Genomic DNA, 15,958 nt, shown 5'->3' with positions numbered 1-15,958 from the left:
CCAGTTGAAGCAATCAAATATCGAAAGATATCCATTCCGGCTTTGGCTGCCTGATCGATAAAGAAGCGAACCACATTGTCAGGGTAGTTCGTATAGCCGACACCATTTGCACCTCGGAGCAGCATCTGTGTGAGAATATTGGGTGCTTTCGCCCTAATCTGGGCCAATGGTTCCCAAGGATCCTCGGACAAGAATCTCATCGCGACGTCAAAAGTCGCTCCGCCCCAACATTCAAGCGACAGCAAATTCGAGAGACCGGCCGCGTAAGATGGCGCAATGCTCACAATGTCCCTGCTTCGAACGCGCGTCGCCAGCAGCGACTGGTGCGCATCGCGCATGGTTGTATCGGTTATTAGAAAGCGAGTCTCGGACTTCATCCATTCAGCGAAGCCTTTGGGCCCGAGACGCTCAAATATCTGACGCGTACCGGGTTCAACAGAAGAGTCAAAACTCGGAATGCTGGGTTCTCGCGCCTCTGCGGATGGTCGCGCACGTCCCTTGACGTCCGGATGGTCATTGACGGTAACTTCGGCGATCCACGCCAGAAGCTTCGTTGCGCGGTCCTGGCGGCCTTGAAAATCGAAGAGCGCCGGCGTCTGGTCAATAACCGGGTCGTATAGTCGCAAGCGCGGAATTTGGGTGCATCGTGACATTATGCAAAAACGCGAGATTGGTTGCGATCCCACGAATGCGATACTCGCTCAGCGCCCTCGCCATCCGATCGATAGCCTCGCTGGATGTCGGTGCCCACGCCGTCACCTTTTCGAGCATCGGATCATAGAACTGGGTCACAACCGCACCGGGATAGGCGCTACCACCATCGACGCGAATACCGAAACCGGCCGCGCCCCGGTAGGTCGAGATACGACCACAATCGGGTGTAAAGTTGTTCTCGGGATCCTGCGTGGTGATCCGGCACTGCAATGCGTGACCTGACAATCGAATATCAGCCTGCGCCGGAATGCCGGTTTCCTTCGTATTACCGATTTGGCCGCCTTCCGCGATCCTGATCTGCGCCTTCACGAGATCGAGACCCGTCACGACTTCCGTCACGGTGTGCTCGACCTGAATTCGCGGATTGACTTCGATGAAGTAGAAGTCGTCGGTATCCACGTCTAAAAGGAATTCAACGGTGCCTGCCCCGACATACTGCGTACTTCTGGCGATCTTCAATGCGGATTCACACAGCGCCTCGCGCGCGGCACCATTCAAATATGGCGCCGGCGCCCGCTCGATTATTTTTTGGTTTCGTCGCTGGATGGAACAATCACGTTCGAACAAATGCACGACGTTGCCATGCTTATCTCCCAGAATCTGGACCTCGACGTGCCGAGCGTTCCGCACCAGCTTTTCTAGATAGACTTCATCCTTGCCAAACGCCGATTTGGCTTCCCGTTTAGCTCACTTTACCGCGTCGACCAGTGTGTCTTCCGTATCAATGGGCCGCATGCCGCGCCCACCACCACCCCATGACGCTTTCACCATTATCGGAAAGCCGACGGCTTTAGCTGCCCACAATATTGCTTCTGGATCGTCCGGCAGTGGACCACTTGCCGGCGTAACCGGAATGCCGCAGGAGATCGCCAAATTGCGCGCCTTCACCTTGTTGCCCAGCATTCGCATGGTCGCAGGTGACGGACCGATAAAGGCGATATCCTCGTGAGCACAAGCGGCGGCGAACTCGGGGCTCTCTGCGAGAAATCCGTAACCCGGATGAATAGCATCGATTTGATGGTCTTTTGCGACGCGAATTAGCTCATCGATGGAAAGGTACGCTTGAATTGGCCCCCGCCCCTTGCCGATCAAGTAAGCCTCATCCGCCTTGAAGCGGTGCAGAGAGAGCTCGTCTTCTTCCGCATAGACGGCAAATGTTCTAATCCCCAGTGCCGTCGCGGCGCGAAATACCCTTATCGCGATTTCCGAGCGATTTGCTACGAGCAGACGCCGGATCATTCTATCCGTTCCTCAAAAATGGTTGGCAACCGCACTGGCAAGACAAGCCTTGATAGCTTAAGTGCGCGGGGCGGCGTCCCCGTCGCATTCGCTGCAGGCTTTTGCCCGCGCAAGTATCCGCTTTGCGTTCAGGCGGACAGGCTCATCGATCATCTTTCCGCCAATGGACACGACTCCCGTGCCGTCCAGCGGGATCGACTCCGCCCATTCCAGCTCCGACTTGGTCGGATGGAATCCGGCACGAGTGGGACTGATTTGGCGCGGATGAATACAAAGCTTCCCGCCAAACCCTAGGGATGCCGCATAGCGAGCGTCGTCCGAAATGCGGGCAGTATCATCGATTTCGAGGGTGACACCGTCGAGCGGCGGAGGCAGATTCGATAGTCGCGACGCTAAAACGAGATCGCTGCGAGCACATAACAGCGATTCTCGTTCATGGCTGCAGCCCAAGTCTGCCACGAAATCAATCGATCCAAACGCAAGCCGATCCGCGACCACAGCGATAGACTTGCACTCCGAAAGTCCACGGGCCGATTCAACGATGGCGAAGATGGCCACGTCCCCCAAAGCGGCGCGGATGGAACTCACCTCCCCGGCTGATTCAACTTTTGGGACCATTACGCCCGCCAGAGGCAGTCCCTCAATCGCTTTAAGGTCGGACGAGAACCAAACGGTCTGCGGACCATTTATTCTTACGATTGTGCGCGACGGGAGCGGGCCGGAGAGAGAAATTCTAGCGCGAGCCTTTTGGGACGGCGACACCGCATCCTCTAGATCAATAATTACCGCGTCTGCCCCCGATACCGCGGCCTTCGCGAATCGCTCCGGTCGATCGCCAGGTACGAAAAGTGGAGCAATGCAGGCCGCGACAGCCGGAGTTACCATTGACCAGTCGCGATCATGACGCGCCCTCCATTTTCATCGGCGACCACAGTCGAGACGTCTCCACAGGCCACAACACTGCGCGGAGACCCGAACGATAGGTCATCTTTGGACCGCTCCAAACGATTTCGTTCTGATTTCAGAAATGTTCGAACAGCATATCGGTCTGCTGCGGTGGTGGACACGGCCGGAGAAAAGATCCCGTCGGCGCGTTCGGCATGAGGCGGCCCAGCCAGACATTCGGGTTCACCGCGACGGCGGTGGCGCGTAGACGTAGTGGTCGAGCCGCAGCCAGATTACTGCGGAGCAGTCCACCATGTGCGTGACGCCATCTCAAAGGTCGACGTCCTTCGTTTCTGGCCCCAGGCCGGCGCCGAGCGCACCGATCAGTCCGCCGAGACACAGCAGAAGTACTGGTGCGAGGTGGAATGGCATGATTTTGCCGATCCAGTTCAAATAGAAGGCATAGAAGGACGGGATGATGACCGAAAGACTGTAGCCGAAGCCGAACCCGGTCGCGCGTACGTCTGTAGCAAAGCGCTCGTTGATATAGGTGACGAGTACGCCCCAGGGAGAGGTGACTAGCACCGACATGAGGCACACAAGAAACATCGTGGTAGGAAGTGACAACCCCTGCGCAGAGACCAGAATGTACAGTATCCCTGAACCTACGGTGGCGATCAGTGGTCCGGCGATTACGAAAAACCGTCTACGTCCAATCTTCTGTCCGATCATCCCTGAGGCGATGTACGTGAACATCAGAACCGCATACGAGAGCAGCATCGTCGACGTCAATTCGAACCTGGAGAGATGGAGAAATTGGGTCAACAAAGTTGTCGGTACAAAGATTGTGATAATGTTCTGGGTCAACCAAAAGCCCGTCATCATCACGAGGATCTGCGTGAGATCTCTTCCACTTCTTCCACGGAAAAGGTCCGATATTTTCATCCTATTTCGTGGGCCGGCCTTCCTCTGCCAGATCTCCGACTCCGCTACGTTGTAGATGTAATACAGCAGCAGCAGCCCGGCAAACGCCGCTCCAAGGATGAAGGGAATGCGCCATCCCCATTCCACATAGGGCGATGTCGGGCCCTCTAATGGGAAAAGGGCAAACATCAGCATGGAAACGAGGTTGATCGCGATATAGGCCGCTGGAAAGGCAGCTAGAATCAGCCCGCCCACAAACCCGCGCTCGTTTTTCTTAGTGTATTCGAATGCTAGCGGGATCGCTCCGGTATACCCGCCGCCAAGGCAGATGCCGTCTAGAAAGCGCAGCAACAGTAGCAACCAGAAGGAAGCGATGCCGATCGTATCGTAACCCGGCAAGAGTGCGATTAGGAAGGTGAACAATCCAAATCCTGCAACGGAGTAGATCGATGCCATTCGCCGGCCTAAAGTGTCGGCGATGAGACCGAAAAATAGCGAGCCAATCGGGCGGCCAAGCATCGTTGTGACAAAAACAAGAGAGGCCAGGATAGCCTGAGTACTCTCATCCATGACTGAGGGCTGGAAATAGAAAAGTACCGGCGTCAAAACGATTGCTGGTAGATATATATCGAACAGGTCGATGAATTCGGATAGGACTGCTCCCTTGACGGCCGCGGCTTGCCCGCTGGCTCGAACCCCTTCGATCGCAGCAAGCGACGACTGTTGCGCTACCGACGACATAAGACTTCCTCCTTTGACAGCATGCGGGATGCTGGTGCTTTTTTGCCTCACCGCCGCTCTTCGTCGACGGACCTTATCGCGCTCAGATAAATGCATTGGACGAGGCTGCGCTCGTCATGAGAGAGAGATCGTCGATGACAGTCGCATCTGCGTCTTAATAGATGCCGCGCTGAACTCGTTGGAAATAACCTATTCCGCAGAATCGACTGCCGTGCCGTTCAGCGCGCCGGCTACATGACACTGGAAACTATGGTGCCGTTGAGCGACGACTCAGCCGGCCTCACAACGCTGAGGGACACGACCCCATATTCATCGCAAAGCGCACGATAGAACCCGCGCACGCGGGTTCTTGCATTGCTCCCACGCCCGATGCCCAGACCGAACTCGATCGACTCTCGCGATCCGCTCGATGGCATCAAGGGCTATTTGTCGGCTCTCATGACATCCAATTCTGGCATGAGGTACGTGCGAAAGTGATCATAATTCTCGATCATCGGAAAATGGCCGATATCCTTCATTTCCGTATAGCGCGCCCCAGGGATCGCCGTTGCGACCTCCTGCGTCATCGCGGGCGTACAAGAATAGTCATAAATTCCGGTAAGCAAACTGACCTTACAACGCTTTGTGTCGATGGTCTTGAGATGCTCCCTCGCGTCCCAATCGAAGCTGTAGAACATCACATCGCCGCGATAGACGCCCGGCCCCGACTGGCTGTAGTACCACCAATTTGCCCGTCTCCATTTTTCCGGACTTTGGGGAGCGTTGAGCCCGAATGTATATGTCGCCACTAGTTCACCGCCGTGAACGGCCGAGTGATGCAGGAAATCGTTGTATCGCCCCGGAGCGAAGGCTCCTGTTTCGAGACCGATAATGCCTCTAAGCTCGTCCTGGTAATCGCTTGCAACGCGCAAGACGATAGCCCCGCCCATAGAGCAGCCCATCACAACCGGTCGCTCTAGCTCCATGGCTTCCCATACCGCACGAATAACCTTGAGGTAGTGCTCCGTCTTCAACTCGTACGTTGTCAGCCACCAATTGTCCGGAGGATCTGACCTCCCGTGCCAGGGCATGTCGAAACAGATCACGCGAAACTTGGACGTCACTTCTCGATCATTCAACAGGTGACGATACTGACGGCTATCGGCCCCCGCGGTGTGCAGGCAAAGCAGCGGGATACCCGAACCCGCTTCCTCGAGGTAGATGCGGTAGGGCATGCCATCAACAATAACGTTGAGGTACCGGCCAACGATTCCTTCGAGACTCGACATTTATTTCCCCGTTTCCTGCATCAGATTCATCATCCGGTGGAGCGCCCTCGCGCTTTGCATCGCCTGAAGCGTGTTGCCATCGATAACGAACTCCGGCACGCGCATGAGCATGGCAAAAAAGTCATGAAATAGCGGAGGGGGATTGTCCGCCAAGAACTTGCGCCACACACTTATTGGCGCGCGCATACCGAAGTTCGTCGGCACATCGAACCCTGGCGAGCTAAGAAAGCTTTCGAGTTTTCCGCGACGAACATTCAAGACGTAGCGCACGTCGCCAAAGGCGACACCAATGTCCGCTGTAAACTTCTTGCCCGTCAAGGCAAGCTCCGGATCGGAGTTGACCCGTTCTTGGAATGCGCTCACCCAAGCGCTTTCGGGGAATGTTCCCATCTCTCTTGCGTCCTCCAATTCTTATTTCTGATCAGAAGTTGAGCGGATACTGCTTGTCAAAGACAACTAATACCAACACCAGTTCGTAACACCAACACCAGTTCGCTATTTGCGATATGCCGGCGCAACATCGTTACCCATGGGCGCTCTCGACTGCGGCCATCGGCCACTCGGGTTCACACTTTATCGAGTATCGTGAGATCGGTATGACTCGGCCGCCTCGCATCCGCTCCTCGAAACGATGGCAGTTGTACTTCTTCCGAGCACGAAAATGGCGGACAGGCATGATCGGTGCGGGCGCAACAAAACCATTTGAGAGCTTCCGAAGGTTCTAGATATATGACCGCGGGTTATTCCTAGCTCAATCGTGACTGTTCGGAATAACGCCAGGCCACTTCCCAGATTCTGCTAGATCGATGACCTCTGACACGATTGTCTCTGCGAATGCCTGGGTGGCAGCTTGCGGAGGCCGGTCGACGGCATGAGAAAGAAGCAATCGTCTAGTGATCTCTGGCTCGACGATCGGACGCGCCGTAAATTCACCTGCAGCCACTCCCGCGAACACGGACACAAGCGGAAGGATCGTCGCGCCGAAGCCACGTCTAACCAAATCGATCTGAACCGGCAGAGAATCCGTTTCAGCCACCGTGGAGATCGGGACGTTATGCCTCATGGCAACGTTGTCGATGAGGATGCGTAAGCCGTGCTGGCGGCTAGGCAAAACCAGCCGCGCTCTCGCAACATCATGAAAGCATACGGCGTCCGAGTTTGGCTCTTTACCGCTCGATCTTTCGACCAAGAACAGGCTCTCAACAATCAAAGGGCGCGATTTAATCATCGGCTGCTGCGCAGCTTCGTACAGCACGCCTAGGTCTAGGGATCCCTTTTGAAGCCATTCCAAGACGTGCCCGCTATACGCGGAATTCACTCTGAGCTTCACTCCCGGATGGAAGTTAGAGAACTTTTCAATAAGCGAGCCGGAGAGCACGTCTGCCACGGTAGGTGGCATTCCGAATGAAATCTCTCCGCTTAACACAGTGCTATCGCTCTTGAGTTCCGCTCGAGCACGCTCGACCTCGAGAAGGATCGAAGTGGCACGTGCAAGCAGCGATTCCCCTTGCGGGGTCAGAACCACGCCGCGGCCATGCCGCACGAAGAGCCGCGCGGAAAGCTCCACTTCCAATGCTTGAATTTGGCGGGTAAGGGCGGGCTGCACGATGCAAAGCCGCTCAGCTGCAAGGCTGATGCTTCCGAGCTGGGCAATATGCACGAATGATCTTAGTTGGCGCAGTTCCATACAATATCCGCGACTCTTGTAACCGCCAAACGCGAGCACCTAGAACGAGCAACCTAGAAGCGGAGTGGAGAGTCGTCGGCCCGATTCGAGATTTTTTACGTTTTACCGAAGTTAAGAGCTGTCGGTCCAGAAAGACGATAAGGACTACTCAGGCGCGCGAAAATTCGGTAATTTCTCACCGTATCTGTGCGGGATTTCACCGATGTTTGACTGGCAGGACTTGAGGCACTTTATCGTTTTGGGACGGGTTGGGACCCTTGCGGGCGCAGCACGAGAACTGGGCGTCGATCATGCGACGGTCGGACGTCGCGTGACGGCTCTGGAATCCGCTCTTGGCATCCGTCTTATTGATAGACTTCCACGCAGCTGCCCTTTGACCGAAGAGGGATTGGCCATCTCCGCGATAGCCCGGCGCATTGAGGATGCAGCTGAAGCTATCCAACGATGTGCGCGCGGCTCGACGTCGCCATTATCCGGCACCGTCAAAGTAAGCGCGCCTCCAGTGGTCGCAAATTGCTGCATTGCCCCGTACGTAATGGATCTACATGCGGCGTATCCGAAACTGAAGTTGGTGCTGCTGGCGACTCCGGGTTTCGTAGCGTTGGGACGCGGTGATGCCGATATCGCCTTACGATTGGACAGGCCGACTGAGAAAGGATCCGTTGGACGTAAAATCGGAACAATGAAGTTCGCTCTTTATGCGCGCACCGGCTACGCGGACCGTCCGGCAAATCAATGGGAATTCATCGCTTTTGATAAAGCGTTGGATCAAGCGCCTCAACAGGTTTGGCTTCGGCACAACATTGGAGGACGACCGATAGCTTTTGAAGCATCTGACTTGTTTGGACAGCAGGCGGCAGCCCGCGCGGGCTTAGGAATTGCCGTCCTTCCGACACTTATGGGGGAACGAGATGATGCTTTGGTGCGGCTTTCAATAGAGTCAGAGCCGCCAAATCGAGAATTGTGGATGGTCACGTATCCGGACGTGAAGCGTTCAAAAGCGGTTCGGGTGACAATGGATTTCCTTGCAAATTGCGCAGAACGAAATCTTCCCCTTAGAAGCTGAACGCTATTGGCTCTAGGAACTTGTGTCCGAGAACCAGAACAGCGGCATCCCACACCTCCCACGATCCACACCCGCCATGAATCGGGAAAGCCAGCGCGCCTAGAGCCTCTGATTGAGTTTGAGCTCTAGCAAAGCCAAGATTTTACTACGGGAATATAGCTGGGCACGATACCTGCTATCGCCCCAAATCATTGGTGCAGGTGCGTCGGGGGCAGCTAAGAGTTAGTCAGGTTAGCGTCGCGCGGACGCTTCGGTATATCGAATTGTCTGTTCTCGCGCTCAAGCGTCTTCTTTCTTCGCGAAAGCAACGAGGCGTTTCCGTGCGACCTGCTCCTGCCAAACTTACCGAGATCTCTACGGAGATCTCGGTTTTTTGAAAGCGAAGATTACATGCGCCCCGAGCCTTGATCGCTGATCGCAACGTCGCGATCTAGGCGCGCGTCGAAACTTGGTCGATGCCGGGCCGGCCCCGAAGACCTTAGTCCACATGCCCCAACGAACGGGAACGCCATGAGTCGAGAACACCAGACCGAAGATCACGCCGACATCCGCGAAGCCGTCGCAAAGCTCTGCGCGCAGTTTCCCGGTGAATACTGGCGCAAGCTCGATCGCGAGATGGCGTACCCCAAGGTCTTCGTCGATGCGCTGACCGAGGCCGGCTATCTCTCGGTCTTGATCCCCGAGGAATATGGCGGTGCGGGCCTGAAGCTTTCGGCGGCGGCCGCGATCCTGGAAGAGATCCAGCGTGCGGGCTGCAACGGAGGCCTCCAGCGCCGCCTTCATCGACGGCGCCCCGATCGCGAGGTCGTAGAAGCCGATCGATGTCTGGAATGGCTTGAGCTTCCTCGGCATCACGCCCGCGCCGCGGTCCGCAGCCCTCCTAGCGCCGGCGAGCCACCCAAAGCCCCAACAGAAACGCGACCAGGAGCGATTGCAGCGGAGCCTTCACGGTGATGCTGCGTAACTGGTCGGCCCACCGGATCGCGGCATCCGACGAAGGCGAGCGGAGCGATCGCGAATTCTCTGCCGCCTCGCCTGTCCTCTCTCCGGGAGCGAGCGCGGTGCCCTCCTGATCGTCGATGAGACCGGAGGCTTCCGTCATCGCAGAGGTTTCCCGCATGTCCATGGCAATCCTCCTGTGGTCGCAGCGGAGCAACCGGGCCCAGGGCCGCCTGGTTCCTGCGCGACCGCAGTGATGATCGCACTACGCTGACTTCCGCTGCGGCTTGGCCGTCGGCTTCTTCGCCGCGGCCTCCTTCGCCGGCTTCTTGCCGGCGATCGGCATCAGCATTTCCTTCTGACCGCGGGCTGCCTTCCTCGCCTTCTTGGCGGGCTCCTTCGGAGCCTTGGCCCCGGCCGAGGCGCCACCGACGCTGCGCCTCAGCGCTTCCATCAGATCGACCACGTTCTCGCCCTTCGGCCGCTCCTTTGGGCGGATGGTCTTGCCGGCACGCTTCTGGTTGATCAGCTCGACCAGCGCGGCCTCATAGTGGTCCTCGAATTTCTCGGGGTCGAACGTGCCCGCCTTCTGGTTCACAATATGCTTGGCGAGGTCGAGCATGTCCTTGGTGACTTTGACGTCCTGGATCTCGTCAAAATACTCCTGCTCGCCGCGCACTTCGTAGGGATAGCGCAGCAGCGTGCCGACGAGTCCCTTGTCCAACGGTTCGAGCGCGATGATGTGCTCCCGGTTGGTCAGTACGACGCGGCCGATGGCGACCTTGTCCATCTCCCTGATCGTCTCGCGGATAACGGCGAAGGCATCGTGTCCGACCTTGCCGTCCGGACGCAGATAGTAAGGGCGGATCAGGTAGCGTGGGTCGATGTCTGATCTGTCGACGAACTCGTCGATCTCGATCGTCCGCGTGGATTCCAGCGCGATTTCTTCGAGCTCCTCCTTCGTCACCTCGATGAACTGATCCTTCTCGAGCTGGTAGCCCTTGACGATGTCCTCGTTGGCCACCTCGTCTCCAGTATCGGCGTCGACCTTCAGGTATTTTATCCGGTGGCCGGTCAGCCGGTTGAGCTGGTTGAACGAGACCTTCTCGGACTCCGAGGTTGCCGGGTAGAGCGCTACCGGACAGGTCACGAGGGACAGACGCAGGAAGCCTTTCCAGTTAGCGCGCGGGGCCATGGTACGCAGAACTCCGGTTGGCGGGCGGCTCGGATTTCAAGACGAACGGTAGACCATGGTTCCGACAGTCTCGCATGCCGACTAAGGCACTTTTTTCGGCGAGACGTTTTGTTCCTGTTGTGTTCTATTTCAGTCATGACCGACCGACCCCGCCAGTTGGCGCTTTCCGACGATGAAACAGATCCAGAAGCTGGCGACCGCCCCTGTCGTCGCCAAAAACGCCCCTCCCGCGCCCGCAGTCGGCCCGGCCGACGATCTGCCGCCCGCATACTGGGCGGCGCTTCTCGAGGACGTGCGCGCCGACGCCGGTCCCGCCAGAAATCCAATCCAGGCGCGCAAGTTGTCCGAGATTGGCCGACACGTGCTGCGGGTCTCCTGCAGCCGCTGCGATCGCATCGTCGAGATCCAGAAGGCCGATGCGCTCCGCCTCTACGGTCCGGATGCAGTCTGGAGGGATGTCGGTCAGCGTCTGCTCGACAACACCTGCCAACAACGGACGGGCCGCTACGAAGAAGACGGCTGCTGGCCTTCGTTCGAGTGATCGCCGGCGCGGCCGCACGCATCAGAACGGGATGCCGCCATGGCACCGAAACATCACCCGACGCCCCTGAGCGGCGGCGACCGCAAGGCGCTCGCCAAGGAGCTCGGCCGGGCCCGCGCGATGACGAAGATCCTCGCGTCGCAGTCCGCCGAGGCCCGCGCCAAGGGCGAGGCCCTGATCCGGACGGCGGACAAGCTTCTCTGCGAAAGCTGGAACGAGCGGATGAGAGCGCCGAACAGGCGCCGGATCGCGTCGACGTTTTTCGTCATCGAATAGAGATTGCACACGATCAAGTCTCCGGAGCGGCCTGGCGTGGGCGCGGTGTCAGTTGCAGAAGCGTGGCGGAGGGCCGGCGGCCGGCCTTAGCACATTTGCTGCAGCGAAGCCGGCCCGCCAAATCGTGGACGGCCGTGGTCGGCGGATGGCGCAGCGCCGCGAGATCCACCTCTCGCCGGGTCTTGCACCGCGAGCACTCGATCTCGAGCCAGGCGTAGCCGCCGTTGACGCCCTGATCGATGGTCGGCGACGGGTCGATCGGCCCGCCGTCGGCCCACATCGTCTCGCGCACTTACCAGATCGGTGAGTTCGCGCATTCCGGCCACGAAAGCATGGACTTCTTCGGCACCGAACTTCGCTACCACTTCCGCGAATGCAAAAATCGGCGGGTCTCCCCCAAGGCGCTCGAAATCGCCCAGTATCACAGGGCGCTTTGGGAGCTCCGTCCCATCGCTTTCGATCCGCAGACCAAGGAGAAGCTGCTTGGCGTCTGTCAGGCCTGCGATCAGAAGCTCGGATGGCTACGTTGCGACGTTCCTACCCTCTGCGACAAATGCGACGTCGATTTGCGCGACTTTCCGCAGGAGATCTCACCAGTCGAGGACGAGGAGGCGTATCAGTTCGTCGTTGGCCTGGTCGATCCGGATCCCGCCAAGAAGAACGCGGCCCGCCGTCTGCTGCCGGAGACCTGGAGCGACTTTTCCAATGGGGCCTTGTTCGATACCGTCGTGTCCCTGGCAGGCGGCCTGACTGTGGATCCGAACAAGGCCCTTTCCAGCAGCAAGCACCGGGCGCATTTCGAAGCGCTGACGCCGGAGTTGCTCGCTCTCGCCGGCCGCGCCATCATCGGCGGTGACAAGGGCTTCGCCCGGCTCTGCGAGCGCTACCGCGACGACATGGAGAAGCGCCCCTGTCACTTCGGCCGCCTCAAAGAATTGGGACCGTTGGCCTACATCAACTACGACAAGCACATCGAGCCCGACATCCGCGACATGCTCGACGGCTTGATCAACGTCAACATGAACATCACCTGTCGCGACTACGTGCGCAAGGGCCTGGATGCAGGCAGCTCGATGTTAACGATCCAGCAGCTTGCGGAGAACTTCGGCGTCCGCCGCTCGATCCTGCAGCGCCTCGCCGACAGCGGCCTCGTTCCCGTGGTGCGCGCACGAGCGCTCCGTTCGCCGGTCCGGATGGCGGTCCGCGATGTCATGCCGCTGCTGCTGCAGATGAAGGACGCCGTCAGCGAGACTGCGGCGGCCGGTCTGCTCGGGCTCCCGCTCACCGTGCTACCGAGCCTCGTCGACCATAATCTGATCCGCCGCCTGGAGGGCCCGGTCTGCGGCCTGCTGCCGGGCTATTCTGGGTACAGTAAATCCTCGATCGAGAACCTGATGGACAAGGTGTGGGCCGCCGCCCGCCCCTCCGCCGACAAGTGCCATTCGATCGCTGTCGCGTCGCGCTCCCTCGGCGCCGGCGAGACGCCCTGGGCGGCAATCATTTCCGCTATCATCGCCGGTGACGCCATGGTCTTCGACAAACAGACGAAACGTCGCAACCTGCGCTTCAGCCTCGCCGTCGAAGACGTCGACGTGTTCGTGCAAGGCGTTTTCAAACACCGGCACGATTCACTGTCGGATACGAAACCGCCCGAATGGATTGCCCTGTCGACCGCCGCGGAAATCCTGCACGTCGACGTAGCCTTCTTGTCCCGATTGGCCCACGCTACGCCTGCCCTGCTGGCGCAGTGTGGCCCCGGCTACACGCCCTACTCCACTAGCGAGGTTCACCGCCTCGCCGGAGTTTACATCTTCGTGCCCGAGGTCGCGCGACGCAGCGGGATGCATCCCCGGCGGGTAAAGACCTGGTTGCGATCGAATAATGTACAACCCGAGATCGCTCTCCAGGACAATCGCGACTTCGGATACCTCCGCCTCGCCGTCGAACCGCTGCTGGACGAACTGGTCGCTCACACTGCGCAGATGAAAGCTTCGCTCACGGGCGAAGCCGATAGCGTCAGGGTGAGGCTAATAAAGGCGTACGCAGCTGGCGCTGGTATCAGGGCGACGGCGCAGGAGATGGGCGTCCCAGCTTGCGAAGCATTCCGGTGGATCGAGGTCTGGCGCCAGACCGGAGCCACCGCCCGGCGCAAGCGCCGCTCCATTCTCGACGACCACCGGGACTTCTTCCGGGAGCTCGTCGAGGCAAAGCCGAACATCAAGCTCACTGAGATCCATGAAGCTATCACCGGCCGCGGCGTGAAGACCAGCATGAGCTCTGTTTGGAATGCGCTCGAGCGTTTCGGTCTCGCGCTTACCAACCGTGCTCCGCGGCATGCCGCCAACGTCCAGAAACGCCTCGCTAAATCGCGGAAGCTAAGAAAGGAATGCTGAATGACGCCCAACCGCAAATTCATACCGAACGAGCCCGTGCGTCAGACGATGCGCGCAAATCACGCGTGGGCGATCGATTTCATGATGCTCGATTTCGCCCACAGGCCGCTCGTCATGCTGGTCGTCGACGTTGGCACGCGCCGACCGCTGAGCGCGACGGTGTCCCTAGCGATTGCTGATGACGATGTCGCCACGCTGGAGCGCCTGGCCCGGCGAGCTGGATATCCGCAGGAGATTTGGGTCGACAGGGCCCGTGAATACCACTTTCGTCCAATCCAGAGCTGGTCGCCGCTACATCGCATCACGCTCATCTACGGGCCGTCGCCGCAGACGAAGAGCGTCGCCGAGCGCCTCCTGCGCCATTTGGGCGGCTTCCTCCGCGACAAGCACTACCCGACGCTTATGGAGCTCGGTCACGACATCGAGCGCTGGCGCCAGTTCCGAGCCGCGACCACGTCCACCATTCGCAACGTCAACTGGTAAGATGAGCACGAGATGATCATCATGATGTCCCCAGACCGCATGAGGGGCCTTGCGAAGCGGCTGCGGAGAGTGCTGCGCGGACTCGGCGTCGAGCTCAAGCACACCGAGTGCCTCGATCTCGCCGCTCGCCTGGTAGGGTTCAATGGCTGGTACGACTATCTCAAGCGGGATCTCGATGCGTCCCTCAGCCCGCTCGACGATAGCCTCTCAGAGGAGGTGTTCGCCGCTCGCGACGCCTTCCAGATATCTGTGTTGCTGTCGGCTGGACTGGGTGAGGTCGCGCGCGAGCTGTTGGACCGCGCGAATCCCACCGGCTCGTGGGCCCAGCAGTCCGCGACAACTCCGAGGGTCGAGCGCGTGGGCGGCAACGACCCGGGCCGCTGGAGCGAGAACCTATCCGCGCGAGCGGAGGACTAGTGCGACGACCGCGTCCACAGGGCGGCGGACGCCGTCAGCTGTTCTCTGCATCGAGATTCCCAACTTCGCTATGTTTCGACATGTAATCTCAACCACGAACGGCGCGGGTCCCATCATCTCAATTCAATCGAAAAACAATGCCCTGATCGGAGCTCGACGATGCCGATGGGAGGCATTTTCGATTAGAACTCACGCTCCGACAGCACGTCGTCAGGCGGCAACAGGGTGACCTCGCTCCGGTCTGTCTTCGGATTCTATTTCGAGAGGTCTGTGTTGCGCGATCCAGTTGCAGAAAAAATCACGCCAAATTCCGCTTAGTTCTTCGTGACTTAGAAGATCGATTCGTTCTCAAAGCGGAGAACGGGGTGATCGAGTCGTTCTTAAAGTCAAAACCGAGTCGTTTTCAAAATGGGGGGCCAGGAAAAACAATGAGATAGCCGAGTCGTTTTCAAAGTGTCCCCACAAGTCACTTATCAGGTTCTCATTTCGCCAGCTGTTGGGCACCGTACCAGAAACGCCGCGTTTTGTCGCCCATTCCTCTACTTCAACGGTCTTCTAACTACCGCTCCATATTCGATCTGACTATGGTTTCTCCTTCACAATCGTAGATTCGGCGGCGTTATCGCACGAACCGGCTAACGGCAGCCTGCGCTTCCTTCACCGAACGGCCCATTCACGGTCGACGTGTTTCGCAAGAGTCCGCCTTGAGTGGTACAATCGCCTCGGCACTTCATGACGCTTCTCGCCTGGCCAAAGTTCGCTTGGCTGCAACACGCAGGCTCAAACTACATTGAGTGGTTGCGCCCGCTCGTTGCGCTGAGCGGGATGACGTTTATGGTGTTGACATCTTCCTACGGACAGGAGTCGTTGCCGCAACGCGGAGACGCTGCTTCAGGACAACGAGCGTTCAACAATGCCTGTCGAACTTGCCACACGACTCGGGAGGGCGACAATCGGTTAGGCCCTCACCTCTTCAAGATCATCGGAAGGAAGGCGGGTTCACTGCCAAATTTTGGCTACTCCACCGCGATGAAGGACGCAGGCTTCGTGTGGGACGAAGAAAGGCTTGAGCGCTTCATCGCAAATCCCGATGAACTGGTGCCGGGCAACAGCATGAAGCCGTATGGCGGACTCGCATCCACCGACGACAGGGCAAGAATAGTTTCTTTCCTGCGATCGGTGGGGTCTGG

At 58.5% G+C, this 15,958-nt stretch carries 13 protein-coding genes and 5 pseudogenes; 8 read left to right on the top strand and 10 right to left on the bottom strand.

What is annotated here, in order from left to right; all coding sequences use genetic code 11:
- The 6 genes and pseudogenes from AC629_RS19875 to AC629_RS19850 all read right to left on the bottom strand — a co-directional run.
- Positions 1-1,953 (bottom strand): annotated as a pseudogene (locus AC629_RS19875) (pyruvate carboxylase); the annotation flags it as partial.
- Between the two features lie 57 nt (positions 1,954-2,010).
- Positions 2,011-2,838, bottom strand: coding sequence for an HpcH/HpaI aldolase/citrate lyase family protein (locus AC629_RS19870; RefSeq protein ID WP_084806715.1), 828 nt, complete (start codon positions 2,836-2,838; stop codon positions 2,011-2,013).
- A gap of 330 nt (positions 2,839-3,168) precedes the next feature.
- Positions 3,169-4,503, bottom strand: coding sequence for an MFS transporter (locus tag AC629_RS19865; RefSeq protein WP_084806714.1), 1,335 nt, complete (start codon positions 4,501-4,503; stop codon positions 3,169-3,171).
- Between the two features lie 422 nt (positions 4,504-4,925).
- The gene (locus AC629_RS19860) at positions 4,926-5,771 is read right to left on the bottom strand and encodes an alpha/beta fold hydrolase (protein WP_084806713.1); all 846 of its coding nucleotides are present in this window, start codon (positions 5,769-5,771) and stop codon (positions 4,926-4,928) included.
- Positions 5,772-6,161: a hypothetical protein gene (locus AC629_RS19855; protein ID WP_084806712.1), complete on the bottom strand. Its 390-nt coding sequence runs from the start codon at positions 6,159-6,161 to the stop codon at positions 5,772-5,774.
- Between the two features lie 361 nt (positions 6,162-6,522).
- Positions 6,523-7,458, bottom strand: coding sequence for a LysR substrate-binding domain-containing protein (locus AC629_RS19850; RefSeq protein WP_084806711.1), 936 nt, complete (start codon positions 7,456-7,458; stop codon positions 6,523-6,525).
- Positions 7,459-7,660: 202 nt separating this feature from the next.
- Here AC629_RS19850 and AC629_RS19845 point away from each other — a divergent pair, with 202 nt between their 5' ends.
- Both AC629_RS19845 and AC629_RS19840 read left to right on the top strand, forming a co-directional pair.
- Positions 7,661-8,524, top strand: coding sequence for a LysR family transcriptional regulator (locus AC629_RS19845; RefSeq protein WP_084806710.1), 864 nt, complete (start codon positions 7,661-7,663; stop codon positions 8,522-8,524).
- A gap of 510 nt (positions 8,525-9,034) precedes the next feature.
- Positions 9,035-9,289, top strand: a pseudogene (locus AC629_RS19840) (acyl-CoA dehydrogenase family protein); the annotation flags it as partial.
- Here the strand turns inward: AC629_RS19840 and AC629_RS45450 are convergent.
- The 3 genes and pseudogenes from AC629_RS45450 to ku all read right to left on the bottom strand — a co-directional run.
- Positions 9,287-9,376 (bottom strand): annotated as a pseudogene (locus AC629_RS45450) (cell envelope biogenesis protein TolA); the annotation flags it as partial. The pseudogenes AC629_RS19840 and AC629_RS45450 sit on opposite strands and share 3 nt — an antisense overlap.
- Positions 9,377-9,404: 28 nt before the next feature.
- Positions 9,405-9,650, bottom strand: a complete 246-nt coding sequence (locus AC629_RS19835; RefSeq protein ID WP_084806709.1) for a hypothetical protein — start codon at positions 9,648-9,650, stop codon at positions 9,405-9,407.
- Between the two features lie 78 nt (positions 9,651-9,728).
- A complete protein-coding gene (ku, locus tag AC629_RS19830; RefSeq protein WP_084806708.1) occupies positions 9,729-10,658 on the bottom strand; it encodes a non-homologous end joining protein Ku in 930 nt (309 codons plus the stop codon).
- 172 nt (positions 10,659-10,830) lie between these two features.
- On the opposite strand from ku, the gene AC629_RS19825 reads away from it, so the two are divergent.
- Entirely contained in the window at positions 10,831-11,199 is a 369-nt protein-coding gene (locus AC629_RS19825) for a hypothetical protein (RefSeq protein WP_084806707.1), read from the top strand.
- A 39-nt stretch (positions 11,200-11,238) separates the two neighbouring features.
- A pseudogene (locus AC629_RS19820) lies at positions 11,239-11,430 on the top strand (hypothetical protein); the annotation flags it as partial.
- Positions 11,431-11,488: 58 nt separating this feature from the next.
- Here AC629_RS19820 and AC629_RS48810 read toward each other — a convergent pair.
- Positions 11,489-11,761, bottom strand: a pseudogene (locus AC629_RS48810) (zinc ribbon domain-containing protein); the annotation flags it as partial.
- Here AC629_RS48810 and AC629_RS19810 point away from each other — a divergent pair.
- The 4 genes from AC629_RS19810 to AC629_RS19795 form a co-directional block, all read left to right on the top strand.
- Positions 11,715-13,868, top strand: a complete 2,154-nt coding sequence (locus tag AC629_RS19810) for a COG3415 family protein (protein WP_084806706.1) — start codon at positions 11,715-11,717, stop codon at positions 13,866-13,868. The pseudogene AC629_RS48810 and the gene AC629_RS19810 overlap by 47 nt on opposite strands.
- Before the next feature lie 81 nt (positions 13,869-13,949).
- Positions 13,950-14,351 (top strand): transposase family protein, encoded by a 402-nt coding sequence (locus AC629_RS19805; RefSeq protein WP_168195535.1) that lies wholly within the window; start codon positions 13,950-13,952, stop codon positions 14,349-14,351.
- 21 nt (positions 14,352-14,372) lie between these two features.
- Positions 14,373-14,768, top strand: coding sequence for a hypothetical protein (locus AC629_RS19800; RefSeq protein WP_143199277.1), 396 nt, complete (start codon positions 14,373-14,375; stop codon positions 14,766-14,768).
- A 732-nt stretch (positions 14,769-15,500) separates the two neighbouring features.
- A partial coding sequence (locus tag AC629_RS19795) for a c-type cytochrome (RefSeq protein WP_349531133.1) occupies positions 15,501-15,958 on the top strand: 458 nt, incomplete at its 3' end.

The sequence above is a fragment of the Bradyrhizobium sp. NAS80.1 genome (assembly GCF_001908205.1).
GTDB lineage: Bacteria > Pseudomonadota > Alphaproteobacteria > Rhizobiales > Xanthobacteraceae > Bradyrhizobium.
Note: the sequence above shows the minus strand (reverse complement) of the source record. Positions and strands in the feature narration are given on the sequence as shown.

Coding starts and splice junctions, on each gene's coding strand:
- AC629_RS19870 (WP_084806715.1), bottom strand. CDS start 2,838: ATGGTAACTCCGGCTGTCGCGGCCTGCATTGCTCCACTTTTCGTACCT.
- AC629_RS19800 (WP_143199277.1), top strand. CDS start 14,373: ATGATGTCCCCAGACCGCATGAGGGGCCTTGCGAAGCGGCTGCGGAGA.
- AC629_RS19805 (WP_168195535.1), top strand. CDS start 13,950: ATGATGCTCGATTTCGCCCACAGGCCGCTCGTCATGCTGGTCGTCGAC.
- AC629_RS19810 (WP_084806706.1), top strand. CDS start 11,715: ATGGTCGGCGACGGGTCGATCGGCCCGCCGTCGGCCCACATCGTCTCG.
- AC629_RS19855 (WP_084806712.1), bottom strand. CDS start 6,161: ATGGGAACATTCCCCGAAAGCGCTTGGGTGAGCGCATTCCAAGAACGG.
- AC629_RS19860 (WP_084806713.1), bottom strand. CDS start 5,771: ATGTCGAGTCTCGAAGGAATCGTTGGCCGGTACCTCAACGTTATTGTT.
- AC629_RS19865 (WP_084806714.1), bottom strand. CDS start 4,503: ATGTCGTCGGTAGCGCAACAGTCGTCGCTTGCTGCGATCGAAGGGGTT.
- AC629_RS19845 (WP_084806710.1), top strand. CDS start 7,661: ATGTTTGACTGGCAGGACTTGAGGCACTTTATCGTTTTGGGACGGGTT.
- ku (WP_084806708.1), bottom strand. CDS start 10,658: ATGGCCCCGCGCGCTAACTGGAAAGGCTTCCTGCGTCTGTCCCTCGTG.
- AC629_RS19825 (WP_084806707.1), top strand. CDS start 10,831: ATGAAACAGATCCAGAAGCTGGCGACCGCCCCTGTCGTCGCCAAAAAC.
- AC629_RS19850 (WP_084806711.1), bottom strand. CDS start 7,458: ATGGAACTGCGCCAACTAAGATCATTCGTGCATATTGCCCAGCTCGGA.
- AC629_RS19835 (WP_084806709.1), bottom strand. CDS start 9,650: ATGGACATGCGGGAAACCTCTGCGATGACGGAAGCCTCCGGTCTCATC.